The sequence below is a fragment of the Neobacillus cucumis genome (genome assembly GCF_016908975.1).
Lineage (GTDB): Bacteria > Bacillota > Bacilli > Bacillales > Cytobacillaceae > Neobacillus > Neobacillus cucumis.
Genome location: NZ_JAFBEX010000003.1, coordinates 1 through 18,677, shown reverse-complemented (window position 1 = coordinate 18,677; position 18,677 = coordinate 1). Strand labels below are relative to the sequence as shown.

General features: G+C 38.0%; 21 protein-coding genes. 20 read left to right on the top strand and 1 reads right to left on the bottom strand.

Features of this window, described 5'->3' with window-relative positions; translation table 11 throughout:
• The first annotated feature begins 16 nt into the window (after positions 1 to 16).
• The 13 genes from aroH to JOC76_RS04190 all read left to right on the top strand — a co-directional run bounded on the left by aroH (position 17) and on the right by JOC76_RS04190 (position 11,548).
• Positions 17 to 391, top strand: a complete 375-nt coding sequence (aroH, locus tag JOC76_RS04250; RefSeq protein ID WP_205176357.1) for a chorismate mutase — start codon at positions 17 to 19, stop codon at positions 389 to 391.
• A gap of 36 nt (positions 392 to 427) precedes the next feature.
• Positions 428 to 1,516 carry a histidinol-phosphate transaminase gene (gene hisC / locus JOC76_RS04245; protein WP_205176356.1) on the top strand — a complete coding sequence of 363 codons (1,089 nt, stop codon included), beginning with the start codon at positions 428 to 430 and terminating at the stop codon, positions 1,514 to 1,516.
• Positions 1,517 to 1,548: 32 nt separating this feature from the next.
• A complete protein-coding gene (locus JOC76_RS04240; RefSeq protein ID WP_205176355.1) occupies positions 1,549 to 2,655 on the top strand; it encodes a prephenate dehydrogenase in 1,107 nt (368 codons plus the stop codon).
• A gap of 257 nt (positions 2,656 to 2,912) precedes the next feature.
• Positions 2,913 to 4,202, top strand: coding sequence for a 3-phosphoshikimate 1-carboxyvinyltransferase (gene aroA / locus JOC76_RS04235; protein ID WP_205176354.1), 1,290 nt, complete (start codon positions 2,913 to 2,915; stop codon positions 4,200 to 4,202).
• 428 nt (positions 4,203 to 4,630) lie between these two features.
• A complete protein-coding gene (locus JOC76_RS04230) occupies positions 4,631 to 5,896 on the top strand; it encodes a tetratricopeptide repeat protein (RefSeq protein ID WP_205176353.1) in 1,266 nt (421 codons plus the stop codon).
• Between the two features lie 32 nt (positions 5,897 to 5,928).
• Positions 5,929 to 6,495: a ReoY family proteolytic degradation factor gene (locus tag JOC76_RS04225; RefSeq protein WP_205176352.1), complete on the top strand. Its 567-nt coding sequence runs from the start codon at positions 5,929 to 5,931 to the stop codon at positions 6,493 to 6,495.
• Between the two features lie 111 nt (positions 6,496 to 6,606).
• Positions 6,607 to 7,071 carry a YpiF family protein gene (locus JOC76_RS04220; RefSeq protein WP_239557546.1) on the top strand — a complete coding sequence of 155 codons (465 nt, stop codon included), beginning with the start codon at positions 6,607 to 6,609 and terminating at the stop codon, positions 7,069 to 7,071.
• A 136-nt stretch (positions 7,072 to 7,207) separates the two neighbouring features.
• Entirely contained in the window at positions 7,208 to 7,717 is a 510-nt protein-coding gene (locus JOC76_RS04215) for a Rieske (2Fe-2S) protein (protein WP_205176682.1), read from the top strand.
• 2 nt (positions 7,718 to 7,719) lie between these two features.
• Positions 7,720 to 8,394, top strand: coding sequence for a menaquinol-cytochrome c reductase cytochrome b subunit (gene qcrB / locus JOC76_RS04210; RefSeq protein WP_205176351.1), 675 nt, complete (start codon positions 7,720 to 7,722; stop codon positions 8,392 to 8,394).
• A gap of 56 nt (positions 8,395 to 8,450) precedes the next feature.
• The gene (locus tag JOC76_RS04205) at positions 8,451 to 9,227 is read left to right on the top strand and encodes a menaquinol-cytochrome c reductase cytochrome b/c subunit (protein WP_205176350.1); all 777 of its coding nucleotides are present in this window, start codon (positions 8,451 to 8,453) and stop codon (positions 9,225 to 9,227) included.
• A 133-nt stretch (positions 9,228 to 9,360) separates the two neighbouring features.
• Complete coding sequence (lhaT, locus tag JOC76_RS04200) at positions 9,361 to 9,957, top strand: lipoprotein heptaprenylglyceryl N-acetyltransferase LhaT (RefSeq protein WP_205176349.1); 597 nt, start codon at positions 9,361 to 9,363, stop codon at positions 9,955 to 9,957.
• Between the two features lie 61 nt (positions 9,958 to 10,018).
• Positions 10,019 to 10,813, top strand: coding sequence for a sporulation protein YpjB (ypjB, locus tag JOC76_RS04195; protein ID WP_205176348.1), 795 nt, complete (start codon positions 10,019 to 10,021; stop codon positions 10,811 to 10,813).
• Positions 10,814 to 10,870: 57 nt separating this feature from the next.
• Positions 10,871 to 11,548, top strand: coding sequence for a zinc metallopeptidase (locus tag JOC76_RS04190; protein ID WP_205176347.1), 678 nt, complete (start codon positions 10,871 to 10,873; stop codon positions 11,546 to 11,548).
• Positions 11,549 to 11,852: 304 nt separating this feature from the next.
• Here the strand turns inward: JOC76_RS04190 and JOC76_RS04185 are convergent, their stop codons facing one another.
• Entirely contained in the window at positions 11,853 to 12,725 is an 873-nt protein-coding gene (locus tag JOC76_RS04185) for a YitT family protein (RefSeq protein WP_205176681.1), read from the bottom strand.
• Between the two features lie 194 nt (positions 12,726 to 12,919).
• Between JOC76_RS04185 and JOC76_RS04180 the strand changes: the two genes are divergently transcribed.
• From JOC76_RS04180 to JOC76_RS04150, 7 genes are read left to right on the top strand one after another with little or no spacing between them, the layout of a single operon-like run.
• Positions 12,920 to 13,264: a nucleotide pyrophosphohydrolase gene (locus JOC76_RS04180; RefSeq protein WP_205176346.1), complete on the top strand. Its 345-nt coding sequence runs from the start codon at positions 12,920 to 12,922 to the stop codon at positions 13,262 to 13,264.
• A 4-nt stretch (positions 13,265 to 13,268) separates the two neighbouring features.
• Complete coding sequence (gene dapB / locus JOC76_RS04175) at positions 13,269 to 14,072, top strand: 4-hydroxy-tetrahydrodipicolinate reductase (protein WP_205176345.1); 804 nt, start codon at positions 13,269 to 13,271, stop codon at positions 14,070 to 14,072.
• A gap of 10 nt (positions 14,073 to 14,082) precedes the next feature.
• Positions 14,083 to 14,505, top strand: a complete 423-nt coding sequence (gene mgsA / locus JOC76_RS04170) for a methylglyoxal synthase (RefSeq protein ID WP_205176344.1) — start codon at positions 14,083 to 14,085, stop codon at positions 14,503 to 14,505.
• On the top strand, positions 14,492 to 15,205 hold the full coding sequence (gene bshB1 / locus JOC76_RS04165) for a bacillithiol biosynthesis deacetylase BshB1 (protein ID WP_205176343.1): 714 nt from the start codon (positions 14,492 to 14,494) through the stop codon (positions 15,203 to 15,205). Before mgsA ends, bshB1 begins: the two co-directional genes overlap by 14 nt.
• Positions 15,205 to 16,332 carry an N-acetyl-alpha-D-glucosaminyl L-malate synthase BshA gene (gene bshA, locus JOC76_RS04160; protein ID WP_205176342.1) on the top strand — a complete coding sequence of 376 codons (1,128 nt, stop codon included), beginning with the start codon at positions 15,205 to 15,207 and terminating at the stop codon, positions 16,330 to 16,332. Before bshB1 ends, bshA begins: the two co-directional genes overlap by 1 nt.
• A 10-nt stretch (positions 16,333 to 16,342) precedes the next feature.
• Positions 16,343 to 17,542, top strand: a complete 1,200-nt coding sequence (locus JOC76_RS04155) for a CCA tRNA nucleotidyltransferase (RefSeq protein ID WP_205176341.1) — start codon at positions 16,343 to 16,345, stop codon at positions 17,540 to 17,542.
• Positions 17,527 to 18,504, top strand: coding sequence for a biotin--[acetyl-CoA-carboxylase] ligase (locus tag JOC76_RS04150; RefSeq protein WP_205176680.1), 978 nt, complete (start codon positions 17,527 to 17,529; stop codon positions 18,502 to 18,504). Before JOC76_RS04155 ends, JOC76_RS04150 begins: the two co-directional genes overlap by 16 nt.
• Positions 18,505 to 18,677: the final 173 nt, after the last annotated feature.

Genomic DNA, 18,677 nt, shown 5'->3' with positions numbered 1-18,677 from the left:
ATAAGGGTGATTGTTTATGATTAGAGGGTTGAGGGGAGCTACAACAGTTAATAGTAATTCTGAAGAAGAAATTTTGACAGCAACGGAAGAACTTTTTGCTAAGTTAATTGAAGTTAATCAAATTGAACCTGACTCGGTTGCCTCCGTATTTGTCTCTACAACAGAAGATATTGATGCTGTTTTTCCAGCAAAGGTATTGCGAAAATTTCCTGGTTGGACTTATGTACCAGTAATGTGTATGAGGGAAATGCCTGTACCTAATTCGTTGAAGTTATGTGTTAGAGTAATGATGCACGTCAATACAAGTGTACCACAGGAAGAAATTATTCATGTTTACTTAAACGGTGCAGAAGTATTAAGACCTGATTTAAACAACAGTCCTGCTTTATAAAATCAATAAATTTAATAAGTAAACGGGGTGGAGAAAATGAGATGGAAAGAGCAGTTATTATCACTGACTCCATATCAACCAGGTAAGTCCATTGAGGCAGTAAAGAAACAATTTAATCTTGAAAAAATTGTAAAGTTGGCATCCAATGAAAATCCATTTGGGTGCTCTGAGTCAGCTCAGACAGCACTTCAGTCCAATCAAACAAGTTTTGCGATTTATCCTGATGGTTATGCTACGAATTTAAGAGAGAAACTAGCCTCCTTTCTGCAGGTGGAAGAGCAGGAGCTGATTTTGGGAAATGGATCTGATAACTTAATTCAGATTATTTCAAGGGCGTTGTTACATCCTAATGCCAGTACGGTTATGGCTGATCCAACTTTTTCACAGTATAAACATAATGCTGTGATTGAGGGGGCCATTATCAAGGAAATTCCACTTGTGAACGGGGAACATGATTTAGACTCTATGTTAGCGGCCATTGATGATCAGACAAATGTCGTTTGGGTCTGCAGTCCTAATAATCCGACAGGTAAATATATACCGGAGAATAAATTAGTCCCATTTCTCGAAAAGGTACCTTCCCATATCTTAGTAGTTCTTGACGAAGCCTATTATGAGTATGTTGTGGCGGATGATTATTATGATTCCATAAAGTTGACACGTAAGTTCAATAATTTAATTGTCCTAAGGACTTTTTCAAAGATTTATGGTTTGGCTGCCTTAAGAATTGGCTATGGGGTTGCAAATCCAGCTATAATCAAGGCCTTAGAGCCGGCGAGAGAGCCATTTAACGTTAATTCTCTAGGCCAGTTAGCTGCAAGTGCAGCCATTGATGATCAGCAGTTTGTCAAAGAATGTAGAGAGAAGAATAGACAGGGACTTGCACAATTTTATGAATTTTGCGAACAGCATCACCTAGAATATTACCCTACTCAGACTAATTTTATCTTAATAGATTTTAAAGTAGATGGAGATAAGGTTTTTCAATATTTACAAGAAAGAGGTTATATTGTTCGTTCCGGTAAGCCTCTAGGCTTCCCAACATCAATAAGAATTACCGTGGGCTCTCGTGAACAGAACGAGGGTGTGTTAAAGGTATTAAGTGAATTTCTTGGAGCGAACTAATAGGCGGTTTTCTCTATTTAGGGGGAATAAAATTGAAGGGCCGGGTTTTTGTCATTGGCTTAGGATTAATAGGTGGTTCCTTAGCGCTGTGTATTAAGAAGGAACATATGGAGTCAGAAATTGTAGGATTCGATATTAACTACGAACAGGCTAGGCTGGCTAAGATGCTTGGCGTCATAGATGAAATAGCGGAAAGTATCCCTAGTGGGGCTATCGGAGCTGATTTAATCATTATAGCGGCGCCGGTAAACGAAACAAAAGAAATTATTCAATTGCTCTCTGAGCTACCACTTAATTCCGAAGTAATTGTAACAGATACAGGCAGTACTAAGGGGAAAATTGTCGAGAGTAGCCGAAGTTTGAATGAGCAGGGGATCACCTTTATTGGTGGTCACCCTATGGCCGGCTCACACAAAAGTGGAGTTTCAGCAGCGAAAGAAATATTATTTGAAAATGCTTTTTATTTGTTAACTCCTGAAGACCATATTGAAGAATACAAAGTCGAAACGCTAAAAGAGTGGTTAAAAGGGACACATGCTAAATTTTTAAGGACAACTCCTGATACACATGATTATTTAACTGGAATTGTAAGTCATTTTCCACATATTATTGCTGCTTCGATTGTTCGTCAGACGGAAAAACTCTCCGAAACAGAGAGTCTTATTCCACGCCTTGCAGCGGGTGGATTTCGTGATATAACGAGGATTGCTTCAAGCAGCCCTAAGATGTGGAAGGATATCTTGCTTCACAATCGCGACATACTAATCCAATTACTTAATCACTGGCAGTCGGAAATGAATGAGGTTAAAACACTATTAGAACAAGAAAACAGTTCGGCAATTTTCAATTATTTTAGCCAGGCAAAACAGTTTCGCGATGGACTGCCACAGAAGGTAAAAGGAGCAATCCCATCCTTTTATGATTTGTATGTTGATGTTCCCGATTATCCTGGGGTCATTTCAGAGATAACTGGTTATCTAGCTAAGGAACAAATAAGTATAACTAATATTCGAATCTTAGAAACACGTGAAGATATTAATGGAGTGTTGGTTATTAGTTTTCAAACGGAGGAAGACCGTCAAAGGGCTGAGCAATGTATAGGCAGCTATTCTAACTACGCCACTTCAGTAGGTATTTAATTATTGTCTGGGTTAAACATGTATGTTGATTTCCGCTACAGGCGCTCAGCAAACCCGCGGGCGTGCCGGGGAGCCTCCTCGGCGCTAAAGCGCCTGTGGGGTCTCCCCAGCCCCGTACTCCCGCAGGAGTCGAGCGCCTTCCGCTACAATCAACATCATTCTAAAATTAACTATAACTGTTCACACAGCCTAATTATTAAAGCTGATTTGTTATTACATGTTTGATAAATTTTGATATAAATAAAAAGGTGATTTTGATGTCGACATTAAAACTTAAGACCAACATCAATCGTTTAGTTGGTAATGTAACAATTCCAGGAGATAAATCAATATCCCATCGCTCTGTTATGTTCGGTTCCATCGCTCATGGTGAAACGAAGGTAACTAATTTCTTGCCTGGTGATGATTGTTTAAGTACCATTTCTTGCTTCCGGAAGCTTGGGGTTATGATAGAGGAATCAGATAATGAACTTCGAATTATTGGCAATGGATTTGAAGGATTAACAGAGCCATCCGAGCTCCTTGATGTAGGCAACTCTGGTACAACAATCCGTTTATTAATGGGAATTTTAGCTGGAAGACCATTTTTCTCTTCATTAATTGGCGATGAATCCATTGGAAAGAGACCAATGACAAGGGTGACGGTGCCACTTTCAAAAATGGGTGCAAAATTGGATGGTCGAAAAAATGGCTCTTATACTCCTATTGCAATCCGCGGGGGAAATTTACAGCCGATTGAATATGAACTTCCAGTCGCAAGTGCACAGGTTAAATCCTCACTTATTCTTGCGGGACTTCAAGCAGATGGTGTAAGTACGATTATTGAGCCGGCTGAGACACGTGATCATACTGAAAGAATGATTCGCCAATTCGGTGGTGAAATCACTAAAGATCACCATACGATTCGAGTCGAAGGTGGACAAAAATTGACTGGAACTACTATTCGTGTCCCAGGTGATATATCTTCAGCTGCTTTTTTCCTAGTAGCTGGTGCTATTATCCCGGATAGTGAAATTTTATTAGAAAATGTTGGATTAAATCCAACTAGAACCGGAATCATTGAAGTTATGCAGAACATGGGAGCGGATTTAGAGATTGTCCAAGCGGAGGACAATGGTTTTGAACCATCTGGAAATCTTAGAATCAAAACTTCAAATCTTAAAGGTACGGTTGTAGAAGGAAACTTAATACCAAGACTCATCGATGAAATTCCGATTATTGCTCTATTGGCAACACAAGCAGAAGGAACAACCATCATCAAGGATGCCGAAGAGTTAAAGGTTAAAGAGACGAACCGAATTGACACAGTAGTTCAAGAATTAAATAAATTGGGTGCTAACATTGAAGCCACTCATGATGGGATGATTATCCACGGGAAATCCAAGTTAAATGGTGGTGATGTTTCCAGTCATGGAGACCATCGTATTGGAATGATGCTAGCGATAGCTGCCCTTTTATGTAAGGATAAAGTAGAACTAGCACGACCGGAGGCAATTTCTGTATCATATCCGAACTTTTTTTCACATCTAAATAATCTTATCCGCTAGAGCTGCCTTTGTGCAGCTTTTTGCTATTTTTATCATCTTAAAAAAGTCATAGATTTATGGTTTATAGCATAGCTTGTCTTAAGAAAAGGAATTAGAAGTTGGATAAGAGAAGCCGTGTTTCCCTATTACAGCCCAATAATTCCATTAATTTCTTCATCACAAAAGAAGGAAGCAAAGGTCCTTTTGTCGAAATGGAAAGATAGGATGATGAAAGAAAAAATACCAACTTTACACGTGACATCAAGATGGTTGATGAAGAATGTTAATTTCATTATTATGAGAGTAGACTTGTAGTAACAATTCACAAAGGAATGGTAATCCGCTCTGGAGAAAAGGTATTATTTAAACCAGGATGTGGAGAACATGTTAAGGTGAAAGCCCCATCTTATTAATCTTTTGTAAATCTGGGGAAGTAGAGGTAAGAGCCAATGGAACGAGTAAATAAAATTATTCAAATGTTAGAAAACGGCCAACATAAAGAGGCATTAAATGAATATAATGATGTATTACTAAGCGGTAATCCAGAAGAAAAATTTCTTCTCGGAGAGGAACTTTATCATTATGGTTTTTTAGATGAAGCAAAGGCATTAATTGAAAGCTTGCTAAAAACTTATCCCGAAGAGGGTGAACTGCTTGTCCTGCTAGGTGAAATTTTAGTGGAAGCAGGGGAAGAAGAAGAAGCAATCCTGGTATTAGAGAAAATAGCGGAACAAGATGCACATTTTGGACAGTCTCTGTTATTGTTAGCAGATTTATATCAAGTTCAGGGACTTTATGAAGTATGTGAAAGAAAGTTATTAAAAGCAAAAGAGTTGCTGCCAGAAGAGGTTATTATTGATTTTGCGTTAGGAGAACTCTACAGTGAGCAAGGTGAAGTCATAAAGGCCAAAAATGCATACGAGCGAGTGTTAAAGGAAGAGGATGAAATTGCCGGAGTAAATATCCATGGAAGAATGGCAGATTTATTAAGCGCATCAGGTGCTTTCGAAGAGGCTCTCTCCTACTATGATCAAGCATTAGGGGAAAAATTAGAGATTAATACTCTTTTTGGTTATGCTTTTACAGCACTCCAAGCAGGATATAACCGTACAGCGATTGAAAAGTTTAATGAATTAAAAGAGCTTGACCCGGAATACCATTCTCTATATCTACATCTTGCTAAAGCCTATGAGCGAGAAGAAGAGATCGAAAATAGTTTACACTCTATTAAAGAAGGTATTAAGCAGGATGAATTCAATAAAGAATTATTTTTCTATGGCGGCAAAATGTGTTTAAAACTTGGAAATGAAGAGGAAGCAGAACAATATTTTCGTGAGGCACTGGCTCTAGACCCTGGATTTATGGAAGCTGCCATAACGCTTAATCAGATTTTTTTCCGGCAGGAAAGGTACGAAGATATCATTGATTTAATTTCCCAATTAGATACACATGGTGAAGAGGAACCTCAGCTTCTTTGGGATTCAGCCCTAGCCTACGATAAGCTTGAAGAATATTCTTTTGCATTAGACAAATATGAAAGTGCATATACTTTTTTTAAGAATAATGAGGCATTTTTACAGGATTATGGATATTTTCTTGTAGAAGAAGGAAAAAACGAACGCGCCGCCGAAATTTTTAAACAGCTACTAATAGGGGACCCCACAAATGTAGAGTATCTGGATTTGCTAGAACGACTTACAGATGTAAACAATTAAAAAAGCTGATTATGCAGAGGAGGGAAACTACCATGACAACCCCTGTTTCTGTCAACGAGAAGAAAGACTTTATTCGCTGGTTTCTAAATCACTATCAATTAAAAAGAAGAGAATGTGTTTGGATTCTTAATTATCTAATGAGTCACGACCAATTAATGGAAAAAGTGCATTTTGTTGAGCAAGCACAATATTGTCCCCGCGGTCTCATTATGTCTACACATTGTGTTGATAAAGTGCCGTTTCGTTTTTATAAAGAAAATGTTATGACAACAGATGCAGAAAAATCCTTTCACGATATTCGGCTGAATCGAGATGAGGATATATTTATTCAATTAAACTTTCACGCTTCGAATCAGGCACACCAATATGCAGCTGTATTAGAAGAAAATCCATATGTACCGAAACATTTGCAAGTAAATGAAAAGGATGGAATTATTGCGGAACAATTATTGCAATACAGCATTGATCGTTTCCAACGTGAGAAATTAATGGAGCTTATTGATGAAGCTCTTGATCGTCAGGATCATCAAACATTTCAAATGCTAACAGAAAAATTAAATAAATTAACTCAAACTCAAGAAAGGGGAAGTCTGCATTAAGCAGGCTTCTTTTTTCAATTAATAACAATAATTTCAAAATTATCCATTTTACCTTTTAAATTTTTATCAGATAGTGATATGATAGAATTAGTGAATAAAAAGGTTGGTGTAATGATGAAATGGATACCTCAAGAGGTAGAAACGTACTTAAGTGCAAAAGAGTACATTGATACCGCGGTTATTCCAGTATACTCTTTATCTTTTGGAGAGGAGATGAAACAGTCTGCTGCTGCATTTGAATTTATAACTCTTTTGACAGGTTATCTTGAAAGGCAATTTACAGGGAGAATCTTATTATTCCCTCCATTTACTTATCTGAAAAGTGATAACATGGAAAATGTACTAGATGAGTTAATCAAATGGGGAGAAAACGTTTTAAATAGTGAATTTAAGCATATATTTTACATAACTTCCGAGCTGGATTGGCGTATGTATGAGAATAGGTTAGCTGGATCTTTGCTATGGCTTCCGTCCCTTCCACTTGGAAATATGAGTGAGCCTCAAAAAATGGAGGTAATTGATAGTCAAGTGAAACAGGTATTTTCAATTTTTACACAGCAATGGAATCAAAACTAGTAAAACAATCTATATTATGAGTTTTTGAAATAGTATGATATTGACCTTACTTGAGGATTGATATATCATTGTTATGTCCTAGTTTTATAAGTGTTTGAATTGTGTCCGATGGACTGGAACTTTGAACAAAGGGGGGATAAGCTTGAGTAAAGAGCGCGTATCAAGACGTCAATTTTTAAACTACACTCTAACTGGTGTAGGCGGTTTCATGGCTGCTGGTATGTTAATGCCAATGGTTAGATTTGCTGTTGATCCTGTTTTAAAAGGTGAAGGAGCCGGAGATTTCATCGCAACAAAACAAAAGGTTTCTGAATTAACCAGTGAACCAGTTCGTGTAGACTTTACCTTTAAACAAAAGGATGCATGGTATGAGTCAGATGTTACCAATACTGCTTGGGTTTATAAGGATGGGGACAAAATTGTAGCCCTTTCTCCAATTTGTAAACACCTAGGATGTACTGTGGCCTGGAATACTAACAAGGATCATCCTAACCAATTCTTCTGTCCATGCCATTTTGGACGCTATGAGAAGGATGGAACCAATATTCCTGGTACACCGCCGCCAGCCCCGCTTGATGAATACCCATACAAGGAAAAGGGCGGCTATCTTTATTTAGGTAAAGCTCAACCACGGAAGGAGGCGTAATCATGTTAAACAAAATTTACGATTGGGTAGATGAACGTTTAGATATTACGCCATTGTGGCGCGATATCGCAGATCATGAAGTACCAGAGCATGTGAACCCTGCGCATCATTTTTCAGCGTTTGTCTATTGTTTTGGGGGTCTAACATTTTTCGTTACAGTTATTCAAATTCTTTCTGGTATGTTCTTAACAATGTATTATGTACCGGATATTAAAAATGCGTGGGAATCAGTTTATTATTTGCAAAACGAAGTTGCATTTGGACAGATCGTCCGTGGGATGCATCACTGGGGAGCCAGTCTAGTACTTGTAATGATGTTTTTACATACACTGCGCGTCTTTTTCCAAGGTGCCTATAAAAAACCTCGTGAATTAAACTGGATTGTCGGAGTACTTATTTTCTTCGTCATGTTGGGTTTAGGATTTACGGGCTATTTATTACCTTGGGATATGAAAGCGCTGTTCGCTACAAAGGTAGGTTTGCAAATTGCTGAAGCAACGCCGTTCATAGGATCCTATGTTAAGGTTTTACTAGCAGGACATGAACATATAGTTGGTGCTCAAACATTAACCCGATTCTTTGCAATCCATGTATTCTTCCTGCCTGCAGTGTTGTTTGCTTTAATGGCAGCACACTTTATCATGATTCGTAGACAAGGTATCTCTGGACCACTTTAAAATTAGTTTTTTCTGAAATGTAACAGTTATTACAGAAAAAAGGAGGGGATTGCTTAATGCATCGCGGTAAAGGTATGAAGTTTGTTGGTGATTCGCGTGTTCCAGCACCAGAAATGCGGACGCCAAAACTTCCGAAAGATTACTCTGAATATCCTGGTAAAACAGAAGCATTCTGGCCTAACTTTCTCTTGAAAGAATGGATGGTAGGAGCAGTATTCCTTGTCGGTTATTTATGCTTAACTGTAGCCCATCCGGCTCCGCTTGAAAGGATTGCGGATCCAACAGATACGGGATATATTCCATTACCTGACTGGTATTTCTTGTTCTTGTATCAATTATTAAAATACTCTTTTGCTTCTGGTCCGTATACAGTTATTGGGGCAATGGTAATACCAGGTTTAACATTTGGTGGATTATTATTAGCACCATTCCTTGACCGAGGACCTGAACGCCGTCCAAGAAAGCGCCCATTGGCAACAGGATTTATGCTACTTGCATTAGCGGCTATTGTGTTCTTAACATGGCAGTCCGTTGCGACGCATGACTGGGCAGCTGCAGAGCGTCAAGGGAAAATTGTCGCTAAAGTGGAGATTGACAAGACTAGTGCTGGGTATAAAATTGCACAAGCTAATACTTGTATTACCTGCCATGGTGACAGTTTCCAAGGCGGGGCCGGTGCGCCAACGCTAATAGGTACAGGATTATCTCCTGATCAGATTGCTAAGATTGCTAAACAAGGTAAAGACGGTAAGATGCCACCAGGTGTTTTTAAAGGGACTGACGCTGAACTTAAAACGCTATCTGAATATATCTCAGGTCTTGGTAAAAAATAACTTAATGAATAAAAAGCTGGCGGTGAATCGTCAGCTTTTTTCTTGAAATAAAATACTTATAGAAATGTCAAGTTCAGTCTTGTTGTGCGTAAAACAGGTGTTTTGGCTTTTCTAAATAAAAGGAGGAGTATATGTGGGGTGGATTTACCCTCTCCTATCTAGTCGATCGGTATTAAAACTTTTATTATTAATTAATATTGCTGGAACTGTTTATGGATATTATTGGTATGGTTGGCAATTGAAAGAAACGCCACCTGTTTTTTTGGCCTTTGTACCGGATAGTCCAACAGCAAGTTTGTTTTTTGTTTTTGTCCTCTTGGCGTATTTACTAAAAAAGAATTGGCCATTAATGGAAGCCTTGGCGATGGTCACATTGTTTAAATATGGGATTTGGGCAGTAGTTATGAACATTCTTGTATTCCTAGTACAAGGAGAACTAGATTGGGTTGGATATATGCTGATTTTTTCACATTTTGCAATGGCTGTCCAAGGGATTCTTTTTGCTCCATTTTATCGTTTTAAGATGTGGCATTTAGTTGTAACTGCTATTTGGACACTACATAATGACGTAATTGATTATGTCTTTTTTATGCTGCCGAGCTATCATATGTTAGATAAATTTATACCGCAAATCGGTTATTTTACATTTTGGCTGTCTTGTATCTCCATTGGTCTTGCCTACTATTTAGGAATAAGACCCGACCGTTTTAAACTAAAAATTAATAGTTAAACATGGTCTAACCTTGTCCAACCTTTCATACATTTTATAGAAATGAAAGGGGGGACAACGATTGAAATTCAAATGGTTATATTTATTAGCAATTATCATGATGCTCACTCCCATAACTGTTAATGCGGAACAGCAATCGCCAATGGAGAAGCTCGATGATATTTCGGATGAGGCTCTTCAAATGGTGAAGTTTCAAAGATATGATGATGCAAAAAAATTGCTTGATTATTTTTCTGACCAGTTTACAAGTATAACTGGAGCAAAAGAACCACTATCAATGGACGAGGTTAGAATTGTTAACACCTCTCATGATGAAGCAATGGAAGCTGCAGTTAGCCCCAACATGAAATATGAGGAAAGGCTTAATAAACTAACCAAGTTTCGGCTTGTTATTGATGCGTTAGCAACAAGTCATCAACCTTTATGGACAGCAATGGAAGATCAAATCATGACTGCCTTTCACCAGGCAAAAGATGCTGCTTTAATGGGAGATTCAGCCCACTTTCATTCTAATTTTAATACCTTTTTAAACCTATATAACGTTATTTATCCAAGTATGAAAATAGATGTTCCTGTGGAAAATATTCAAAGATTAGATGCACGGATTGATTTTATAAACGAATATCAATCACAAGTGGTTAGTGACGCGAAAAGTCAACAAGAGCTTGATGCCCTTGATACTGACCTGAAAAATCTTTTTGCTAATATGGAAGATGATGAGGCTGATCCATCGTTGTGGTGGGTAATTATTTCTACAGGGAGCATCATTATCATGACATTATCATATGTTGGCTGGAGAAAGTATCAAGGAGATAAAGAACTGCGGAAAAATCGCTCTAGGGACCAAAAAGATTGACGCATCGAATCGGTCAACTATATGATATTAACATCAAGTGCTGATTTGGAGGTCATTATGTATCTTATTTATTTTGCTATTATTGTCTTCATTCCCTTATGGGCACAAATGAGAGTGAAAAATACATTTGCTAAGTTTTCACGTGTACCTACTTCGACTTATCGAAGAGGTGCTGATGTGGCAAGAGAAATTCTAAATGCAAATGGACTATATAATGTTGCGGTGGAAGAAGGGCGTGGTTTTTTAAGTGACCATTATGACCCAAGAAGCAAAACCGTTCGTCTCTCACCTGAAAATTATCATGGAAATTCAATTGCCGCGGCTGCAATCGCTGCCCATGAATGTGGACATGCCATTCAAGACGGTGAAGGTTATGCGTTTCTAAGGTTTCGCCACGCATTAGTTCCGGTTGCTAATCTTGGTTCAAATGCTTCTTGGATTCTAATTATGATCGGAATATTGGCTCATTTAAGCGGGCTTCTTTTGATTGGAATTTTCTTTATGGCGGCAGCTGTTCTCTTTCAAATTGTTACATTGCCAGTAGAATTTAACGCTTCCAACCGTGCAATGAATCAAGTGGTTTCTCTTGGCTTAATTGGGAATCGCGAAGAAAGAGAAGCAAGAAAAGTTTTAAATGCAGCCGCATTAACATATGTAGCAGCAGCTGCTGTAGCCGTATTAGAATTACTAAGGCTTGTGTTAATTTTTACAGGAATGAATAGAAACAATGATTAAAATGTCACCTCAAATAAGGTGACATTTTTTTATATGAATAAGCATTTTCGACACGAGAATTGTCCAGCTCCAGCCGCCATCGGCTCGAGGTCACAAGCTTATCCAGTTGCGGCTCCTTGGGACTCAAGTCATAAGCCACCCCCTGAAGAAGGCAAAGAACGCCTTCTTACAGGGTTCGTCTTATGCCTCCGTCCCAGAACAGTCGCCTCCACATCTAGAACAATCCGTTCAAAAGGTTAAAGAACAACCTTTCGGCCGGCTCGCCTTGTGCTTGTCGCCGAAAGCTAAGCGCCTTACGCTTTTCTTAATCGCCAATTGGCATTTTATTTTCGTCTAGGGTAAAACCTTCACCATGAACATCATGGACAACGGAAATAGATACAAAGGCATGTGGGTCCACTGACGTAATTAAATTTTTTAAACGGATTATTTCATTTCTAGCAACAACACAATAAAGGACTTCACGTTCATTTTTTGTATATGAACCATATGCCTTTAGAGCAGTTACGCCACGGTCCATATCAGCCATTATCTTTGCAGCAATTTGCTCATTTTGGTCAGATATAATCATGGCTCCCCTTGCAGAGTATGCGCCTTCTTGTATAAAATCAATTACTCTTGCACCGACAAAAACAGCCACTAACGTATACATAGCTTGTTTATAATTTAAGTATGTAAACCATGATACGGCAATTACACATGCATCAAACAGAAACATTGTTTTCCCCATGTTCCATCCTGCATATTTTTGGACAAGTCTGGCAATAATATCCACTCCTCCTGTTGTTCCTCCAAAACGAAAAATGATTCCCAATCCAATCCCTGTAAAGGCACCAGCAAACAAGGCAGCTAATGTTAGATCATGCTCAAGAGGCATTTTAATTGTATGGCGCTGAAGAATCCATAAAGAAATGGAAACACCCACTGTTCCAATAATCGTATATAGAAAAGCATTTCGACCCAACAGCTTCCAACCAATAAAAAATAAAGGAATATTCAGGATTAAGTTCGTGTAAGAGGGATCCCATTTAAACAAAAAATAGAATAACAGTGTAATTCCTGTAAAACCACCCTCGGCCAATTTATTTTGCATATTGAAATTAACAAGTCCAAAAGACATAATTGCGGAACCTATGAGTATAAAAACGATATTTTTTAATTTAAGTCCAAAAATCATCCAATTTTCAACCTCTTCCATTTATGACTCTATTATGGCGGTTTTAATTATATCGAATTAGGTTCATAAGAGCAATGTGGGTAGGAAAAGCGCTGTTTTAAAGCGAAAACATTTGTAAATCTGCTTGAATTTAGCTAACATTAAAGGGAATATGCATATTAACATATAGCCCGTTTTGAAAATGAGGTGTAAGTATGAATAAAGGGAAGTCGATGAAGGAGCTTCAATTAGAGGTAGATCAATACATAAGCCAATTTAAAGAAGGATACTTTAGCCCGCTGGCAATGCTCGCAAGGCTTACAGAGGAGCTGGGGGAACTGGCGAGAGAAGTAAACCATCATTACGGTGAAAAACCGAAAAAATCGACAGAAACAGAAAAAGCAATTGAAGAGGAACTCGGGGATTTGCTTTTTGTGACAATTTGTTTTGCTAATTCCTTAAACATAGATCTGGAAGAAGCGCATGATTATGTCATGAATAAATTTAACACAAGAGATAAAAATCGCTGGACAAGAATTGACCAAGAAAGTGTGGAGTGAAGAAATGAATACGATTAAAATAATTATTGCAGGTCCACGAGGACGTATGGGAAGAGAAGCAGTCACATTAGCTGCTAATACAGAACACTTTGATTTAGTTGCAGTTATTGATCATAAAAATGATGGAATGATGCTAAGTGATGTAGAGGGATTTCAATCAATTCCCAATGTACCAGTCTACTCCAATATCGACAAGTGTCTGCAAGAGATTAAAGCAGATGTATTAGTAGATTTAACAACACCGGAAGTTGGCATGTACCATACTAAAACAGCGCTTAACTATAATGTCCGGCCTGTTGTTGGAACAACTGGATTTAGTAAACAGGATTTAGAAGAACTAGAACGGCTTTGTCAGGAAAAAGAACTTGGCTGTATCATTGCCCCTAACTTTGCAATTGGTGCAGTGCTTATGATGAAATTTTCTCAACTGGCAGCAAAATATTTTGCTGATGTCGAGATTATTGAATTGCACCATGATCAAAAGCTTGATGCACCGTCAGGAACAGCTGTTAAAACAGCGGAAATGATTTCAACTGCAAGGGAAGTTAAAAAACAAGGTCATCCAAATGAAAAAGAAACCATTACAGGAGCTAGAGGTGCGGACTTTGACGGAATGCGTATTCATTCTGTTCGATTACCGGGACTAATTGCCCATCAACAAGTTTTATTTGGTTCAGATGGTCAATCCTTAACTATTCGACATGATTCTTATAACCGAGCCTCATTTATGTCGGGTGTAAAAGTTGCTGTAGAAACTGTTATGAAGAATAATACTTTTGTTTATGGACTTGAAAATATCTTAGAATAGGGGAAAAGATATGAATATTGCATTAATCGCACATGACCAGAAGAAAAATGATTTAGTTCAATTTGTTACTGCCTATCAGAATATTTTTGCCAAACACAGATTATTTGCCACTGGAACAACAGGGATGAGGATCAATGAAGCGACGGGATTAGAGGTTACCCGTTTTAAATCCGGACCATTAGGAGGAGACCAAGAAATTGGCGCAATGATTGCAAAAGATGAAATGGATGCCATTTTTTTCTTTCGAGATCCGTTAACAGCACAGCCGCATGAACCAGATGTAACAGCTTTAGTAAGGCTTTGTGATGTTTACTCGATTCCACTTGCTACAAATATGGGGACGGCTGAATTACTAATTAGAGGATTAGAACTGGGATTATTGGAATGGCGAAATGTAGCAAAAGAGAACGGTGATGTTAATGGAGGAAAATAAATTACATATCCTAGCATTTGGTGCACATGCTGATGATGTAGAAATTGGTATGGGTGGAACCATTGCGAAACTTACAGAAGAAGGGAAACGAATCGGTATTTGTGATTTAACTGATGCGGATCTTTCTTCTAATGGGAATGTAGTACTAAGAAAGGAAGAAGCAGCAAGGGCAGTGGACATTTTAGGTGTACAAGTGCGAGCTTCATTAGGATTTCCAGATAGAGGATTATTCTTAAAAGAAGAATATATTCAAAAGGTGGTAGAAATAATCCGAAAGTACAAACCGCAAATTGTGTTTGCTCCATATTTGGAAGATCGGCATCCGGACCATGGAAATTGCGCACGGATTGTGGAAGAAGCGGTTTTTTCTGCCGGAATAAAAAAATATCAAACGGTTGGATGGAATGAACCTCATCGAGTAAAAAAGATGTATTTTTACATGATCAATGGATTCCATAAACCTGATTTCACTATTGATATTACACAAATGATTGAAAAGAAGCTTGCGGCATTGCGAGCTTATAGAAGTCAATTCGAATTAACAGCTCAGAGTGTTCAAACACCACTTGTGAACGATTATATTGAGACAGTCGAGGCAAGGGAAAGAATGTTTGGAAAACTTGTGGGAGTATCATATGCAGAGGGATTTAAGACAAAAGTCCCGCTCGTTTTGAAACATGATTTGCTAGGAGAAGAATAATGCGAAAACTAAAAATTGGAATTACATGCTATCCGACTGTTGGTGGGTCAGGAGTGGTGGCAACAGAATTAGGGAAAATGTTAGCTGAAAGAGGTCATGAAATTCATTTCATCTCATCAAGCCTCCCCTTTCGATTAAATAAAATGTATCATAATATTCATTACCACCAAGTGGAAGTTAACCAATATTCCGTTTTTCAATATCCACCATATGATATTGCTTTAGCAAGTAAAATGGCTGAGGTTGCTAATCGTGAAAAATTGGATATCCTTCATGTTCATTATGCAATACCTCATGCGGTTTGTGCGATTCTAGCTAAACAAATGTCAAGCAGAGATATAAAAATCGTTACAACTTTACACGGTACGGATATAACGGTACTTGGGTATGACCCTTCATTAACAGATGCAATTAAGTTTGGAATTGAAAAATCGGACGTTGTGACGGCAGTTTCATATGCTTTGGTGAACCAAACATATGAACTTATAAATCCTGATAAAGAAATTGAGACGGTTTATAACTTTATTGATGAAAGGATTTATCATAAAACAGATGACACTTCCTTAAAAACTCAATTACATATAAAGGATGAAGAAAAGGTAGTTATACATGTCTCTAATTTTCGTACTGTTAAGAGGGTGACGGATGTCATAAAATCCTTTGCCAAAATCTCGGAAAGCATACCATCCAAATTATTAATGGTTGGTGACGGACCGGAAATGACGGTCGTTTGTAAATTGGTTAGACAGCTTTCGTTAGAAGATAAGGTAATCTTTTTAGGTAAGCAAGAGAATCTAGAGGAACTATATTCTATTAGTGATTTAATGCTGCTTTTATCTGAAAAGGAAAGTTTTGGTCTTGTGGCTCTAGAGGCTATGGCATGCGGTGTGCCTTGTATTGGAACAAATGTCGGGGGTATACCGGAAGTGATCCATCATGGAATTTCTGGGTATATTTGTGAGGTTGGCGACATTAACGATATTTCTGAAAAAGCGATTTCCCTCCTAAACAATTCTGATTTGCATCAAAATATGTCTGAACAGTCATTGAAATCTGTAAAAACAAAATTTAAGGCAGAACAAATTGTGGAACAATATGAGCAGATATACTGGAAGTTATTGAATTAAGGTGAATAATATGATAGAGCCTTTTTTAACGGCAATTCCTATAATTGAACAGCTCGAGGCTTCAGGTTTTCAAGCCTATTTTGTTGGCGGATCTGTAAGGGACTATTTATTGAAGAGATCGATTAGTGATGTAGATATAGCAACTTCGGCTACTCCGTACGAAGTGAAGGAAATATTTCCAAGAACTGTCGATATTGGAATTGAACATGGAACAGTGCTTGTTCTTTTTCAGAATAAATCCTATGAAATTACCACCTTTAGGACAGAGGGAGCCTATCAAGATTACCGAAGGCCAAAAGAGGTTGCTTTTATACGTAATCTTGAAGATGACTTGAAACGACGGGACTTTACGATGAATGCCATTGCAATGGATCGAAACGGCAACTTAATTGATCCTTTTCATGGGCAGACTGCTATTCAGAAAAAAGTAATCGAAACCGTTGGATTACCTGATGAGCGTTTCCAGGAAGATGCTTTAAGGATCATGAGGGCGGTCAGATTCTTTAGTCAGCTTTCTTTTTCGGTTGAAAACGAAACACTTGAAGCAATAAAAAATCTGGGTCCATTATTAAAAAATATTGCAGTGGAACGAGTTAAAGTGGAGTTTGAAAAACTGCTTGTTGGAGAAAATGCTAACAAAGCTATTAGGCTGCTGCTTGACTCTGATTTATATAAGTATTTACCTGGTTTAAAGAACCATAAAGACCAAATCGAAAAAATCATCTCTATATCATTCAAAAACTTAAATAAAATCGAAATGTGGGCTTTACTGCTTTTTTATTTAAACTTAAAAGATAAGTCTGCTGAAGTATTTTTACGAGAGTGGAAGCTGCCTGTTAAAGAAATCAAAGAAATTCAAGAGATTTTGTATTTTATTAAAAAGAGGATGGAGAGGGAATGGGTTGAATATGACCTTTATAAGGCAGGAAGAGAGGTCTTGTCTTCCACAGAAAAGTTATATCACCTTGTAAAAGGTTTAACAGAGACATTATCCCTGCCATATTGGTTAAAGCGTTATGATGAGCTGCCGATCAAGCAACGCCATGATATAAATGTAACCGGTAAAGATGTCATGGAATGGTTTCAATCTGAAGGGGGGCCTTGGTTAAGGGAGACCCTTTTAAAAATTGAATGTGCCGTTCTGGCTGGGGACGTCCAAAATGACAAAGAAATGATTAAGGAGTGGCTGATCAAGTGCAGTCAGAAATAAGAAAAAAATTGCTCGATGCCTTTTCTAATGCAGGTGATACCTTTCTTTCAGGACAATATTTAGCTGAATTAATCGGTTGTTCAAGAACAGCTGTTTGGAAGCATATGGAAGAGTTGAGGAAAGAAGGATTTACATTAGAGGCAGTTAGGAACAAGGGTTATCGGATTATCAAAACACCAGAAACAATTATTGCCGATGAAATTAGACTGGGTCTTTTAACCAACTTTATTGGAAAAAATATTCATTATGAAGAAAGTGTTGAATCAACACAAAAAATTGCCCATTTTTTATCCAATGAAGGGGTACCAGAAGGTACGGTTGTAATAGCTGAAGAGCAGCTCTCTGGAAAAGGCAGGATGAATCGAAGCTGGCATTCTCCAAAGTATAGCGGAATTTGGATGAGCTTAATTCTTAGACCGAACATTCCCCTTACAAAAGCCCCTCAGTTGACTCTCTTAACGGCGGTGGCGATTGTTCAGGCTATTGAAGAAGTCACAAAGCTGGAACCAGAAATAAAGTGGCCCAATGATATTTTACTAAATGGTAAAAAAATGACTGGTATTTTAACAGAACTCCAAGCGGAATCAGACCGAATTCATTCTGTTATCATTGGTATGGGCATTAATGTCAATCAAAAATTAGAAGATTTTCCTGTTGAGCTTCATTCTACGGCTACTTCTCTTTCGATTGAAAAAGGCAGTACTATTTCCCGTGCTGAATTAATTAAAAGCATTTTTAAGCATTTCGAAAAACTATATTTGCTTTATTTAGATGAAGGATTTTTCCCAATTAAATTATTATGGGAAGGATACGCTATTAGTATTGGTAAAAACCTCAAGGCTAGAACATTAACAAATGTAATTGAAGGAATAGCACTAGGGATTACGGAAGATGGTGTTTTAAAGTTAGAGGATAAAACAGGATTTATTCACCATATTTATTCAGCCGACATAGAAATCTAACAAACCCAAAAGCGTAAGCGCCCCTAATTATGGCGCTTGCGCTTTTGGGTTTGTCTAGCTCCAGCGCCTAGGGGCTCGGGTCATAAGCTTATCCAGTTGCGGCTCCTTGGGACTCGGAGTCTAAGCCACCCCCTGAAGAAGGCAAAAAGCGCCTTCTTTCAGGGTGCGTCTTA

Bases quoted from the DNA above. Each gene is read 5' to 3' on its own strand.
- aroH (WP_205176357.1), top strand. From the start codon at position 17: ATGATTAGAGGGTTGAGGGGAGCTACAACAGTTAATAGTAATTCTGAA.
- hisC (WP_205176356.1), top strand. From the start codon at position 428: ATGAGATGGAAAGAGCAGTTATTATCACTGACTCCATATCAACCAGGT.
- aroA (WP_205176354.1), top strand. From the start codon at position 2,913: ATGTCGACATTAAAACTTAAGACCAACATCAATCGTTTAGTTGGTAAT.
- JOC76_RS04230 (WP_205176353.1), top strand. From the start codon at position 4,631: ATGGAACGAGTAAATAAAATTATTCAAATGTTAGAAAACGGCCAACAT.
- JOC76_RS04225 (WP_205176352.1), top strand. From the start codon at position 5,929: ATGACAACCCCTGTTTCTGTCAACGAGAAGAAAGACTTTATTCGCTGG.
- JOC76_RS04220 (WP_239557546.1), top strand. From the start codon at position 6,607: ATGATGAAATGGATACCTCAAGAGGTAGAAACGTACTTAAGTGCAAAA.
- qcrB (WP_205176351.1), top strand. From the start codon at position 7,720: ATGTTAAACAAAATTTACGATTGGGTAGATGAACGTTTAGATATTACG.
- JOC76_RS04205 (WP_205176350.1), top strand. From the start codon at position 8,451: ATGCATCGCGGTAAAGGTATGAAGTTTGTTGGTGATTCGCGTGTTCCA.
- JOC76_RS04190 (WP_205176347.1), top strand. From the start codon at position 10,871: ATGTATCTTATTTATTTTGCTATTATTGTCTTCATTCCCTTATGGGCA.
- JOC76_RS04185 (WP_205176681.1), bottom strand. From the start codon at position 12,725: ATGATTTTTGGACTTAAATTAAAAAATATCGTTTTTATACTCATAGGT.
- JOC76_RS04180 (WP_205176346.1), top strand. From the start codon at position 12,920: ATGAATAAAGGGAAGTCGATGAAGGAGCTTCAATTAGAGGTAGATCAA.
- dapB (WP_205176345.1), top strand. From the start codon at position 13,269: ATGAATACGATTAAAATAATTATTGCAGGTCCACGAGGACGTATGGGA.
- mgsA (WP_205176344.1), top strand. From the start codon at position 14,083: ATGAATATTGCATTAATCGCACATGACCAGAAGAAAAATGATTTAGTT.
- bshB1 (WP_205176343.1), top strand. From the start codon at position 14,492: ATGGAGGAAAATAAATTACATATCCTAGCATTTGGTGCACATGCTGAT.
- bshA (WP_205176342.1), top strand. From the start codon at position 15,205: ATGCGAAAACTAAAAATTGGAATTACATGCTATCCGACTGTTGGTGGG.
- JOC76_RS04155 (WP_205176341.1), top strand. From the start codon at position 16,343: ATGATAGAGCCTTTTTTAACGGCAATTCCTATAATTGAACAGCTCGAG.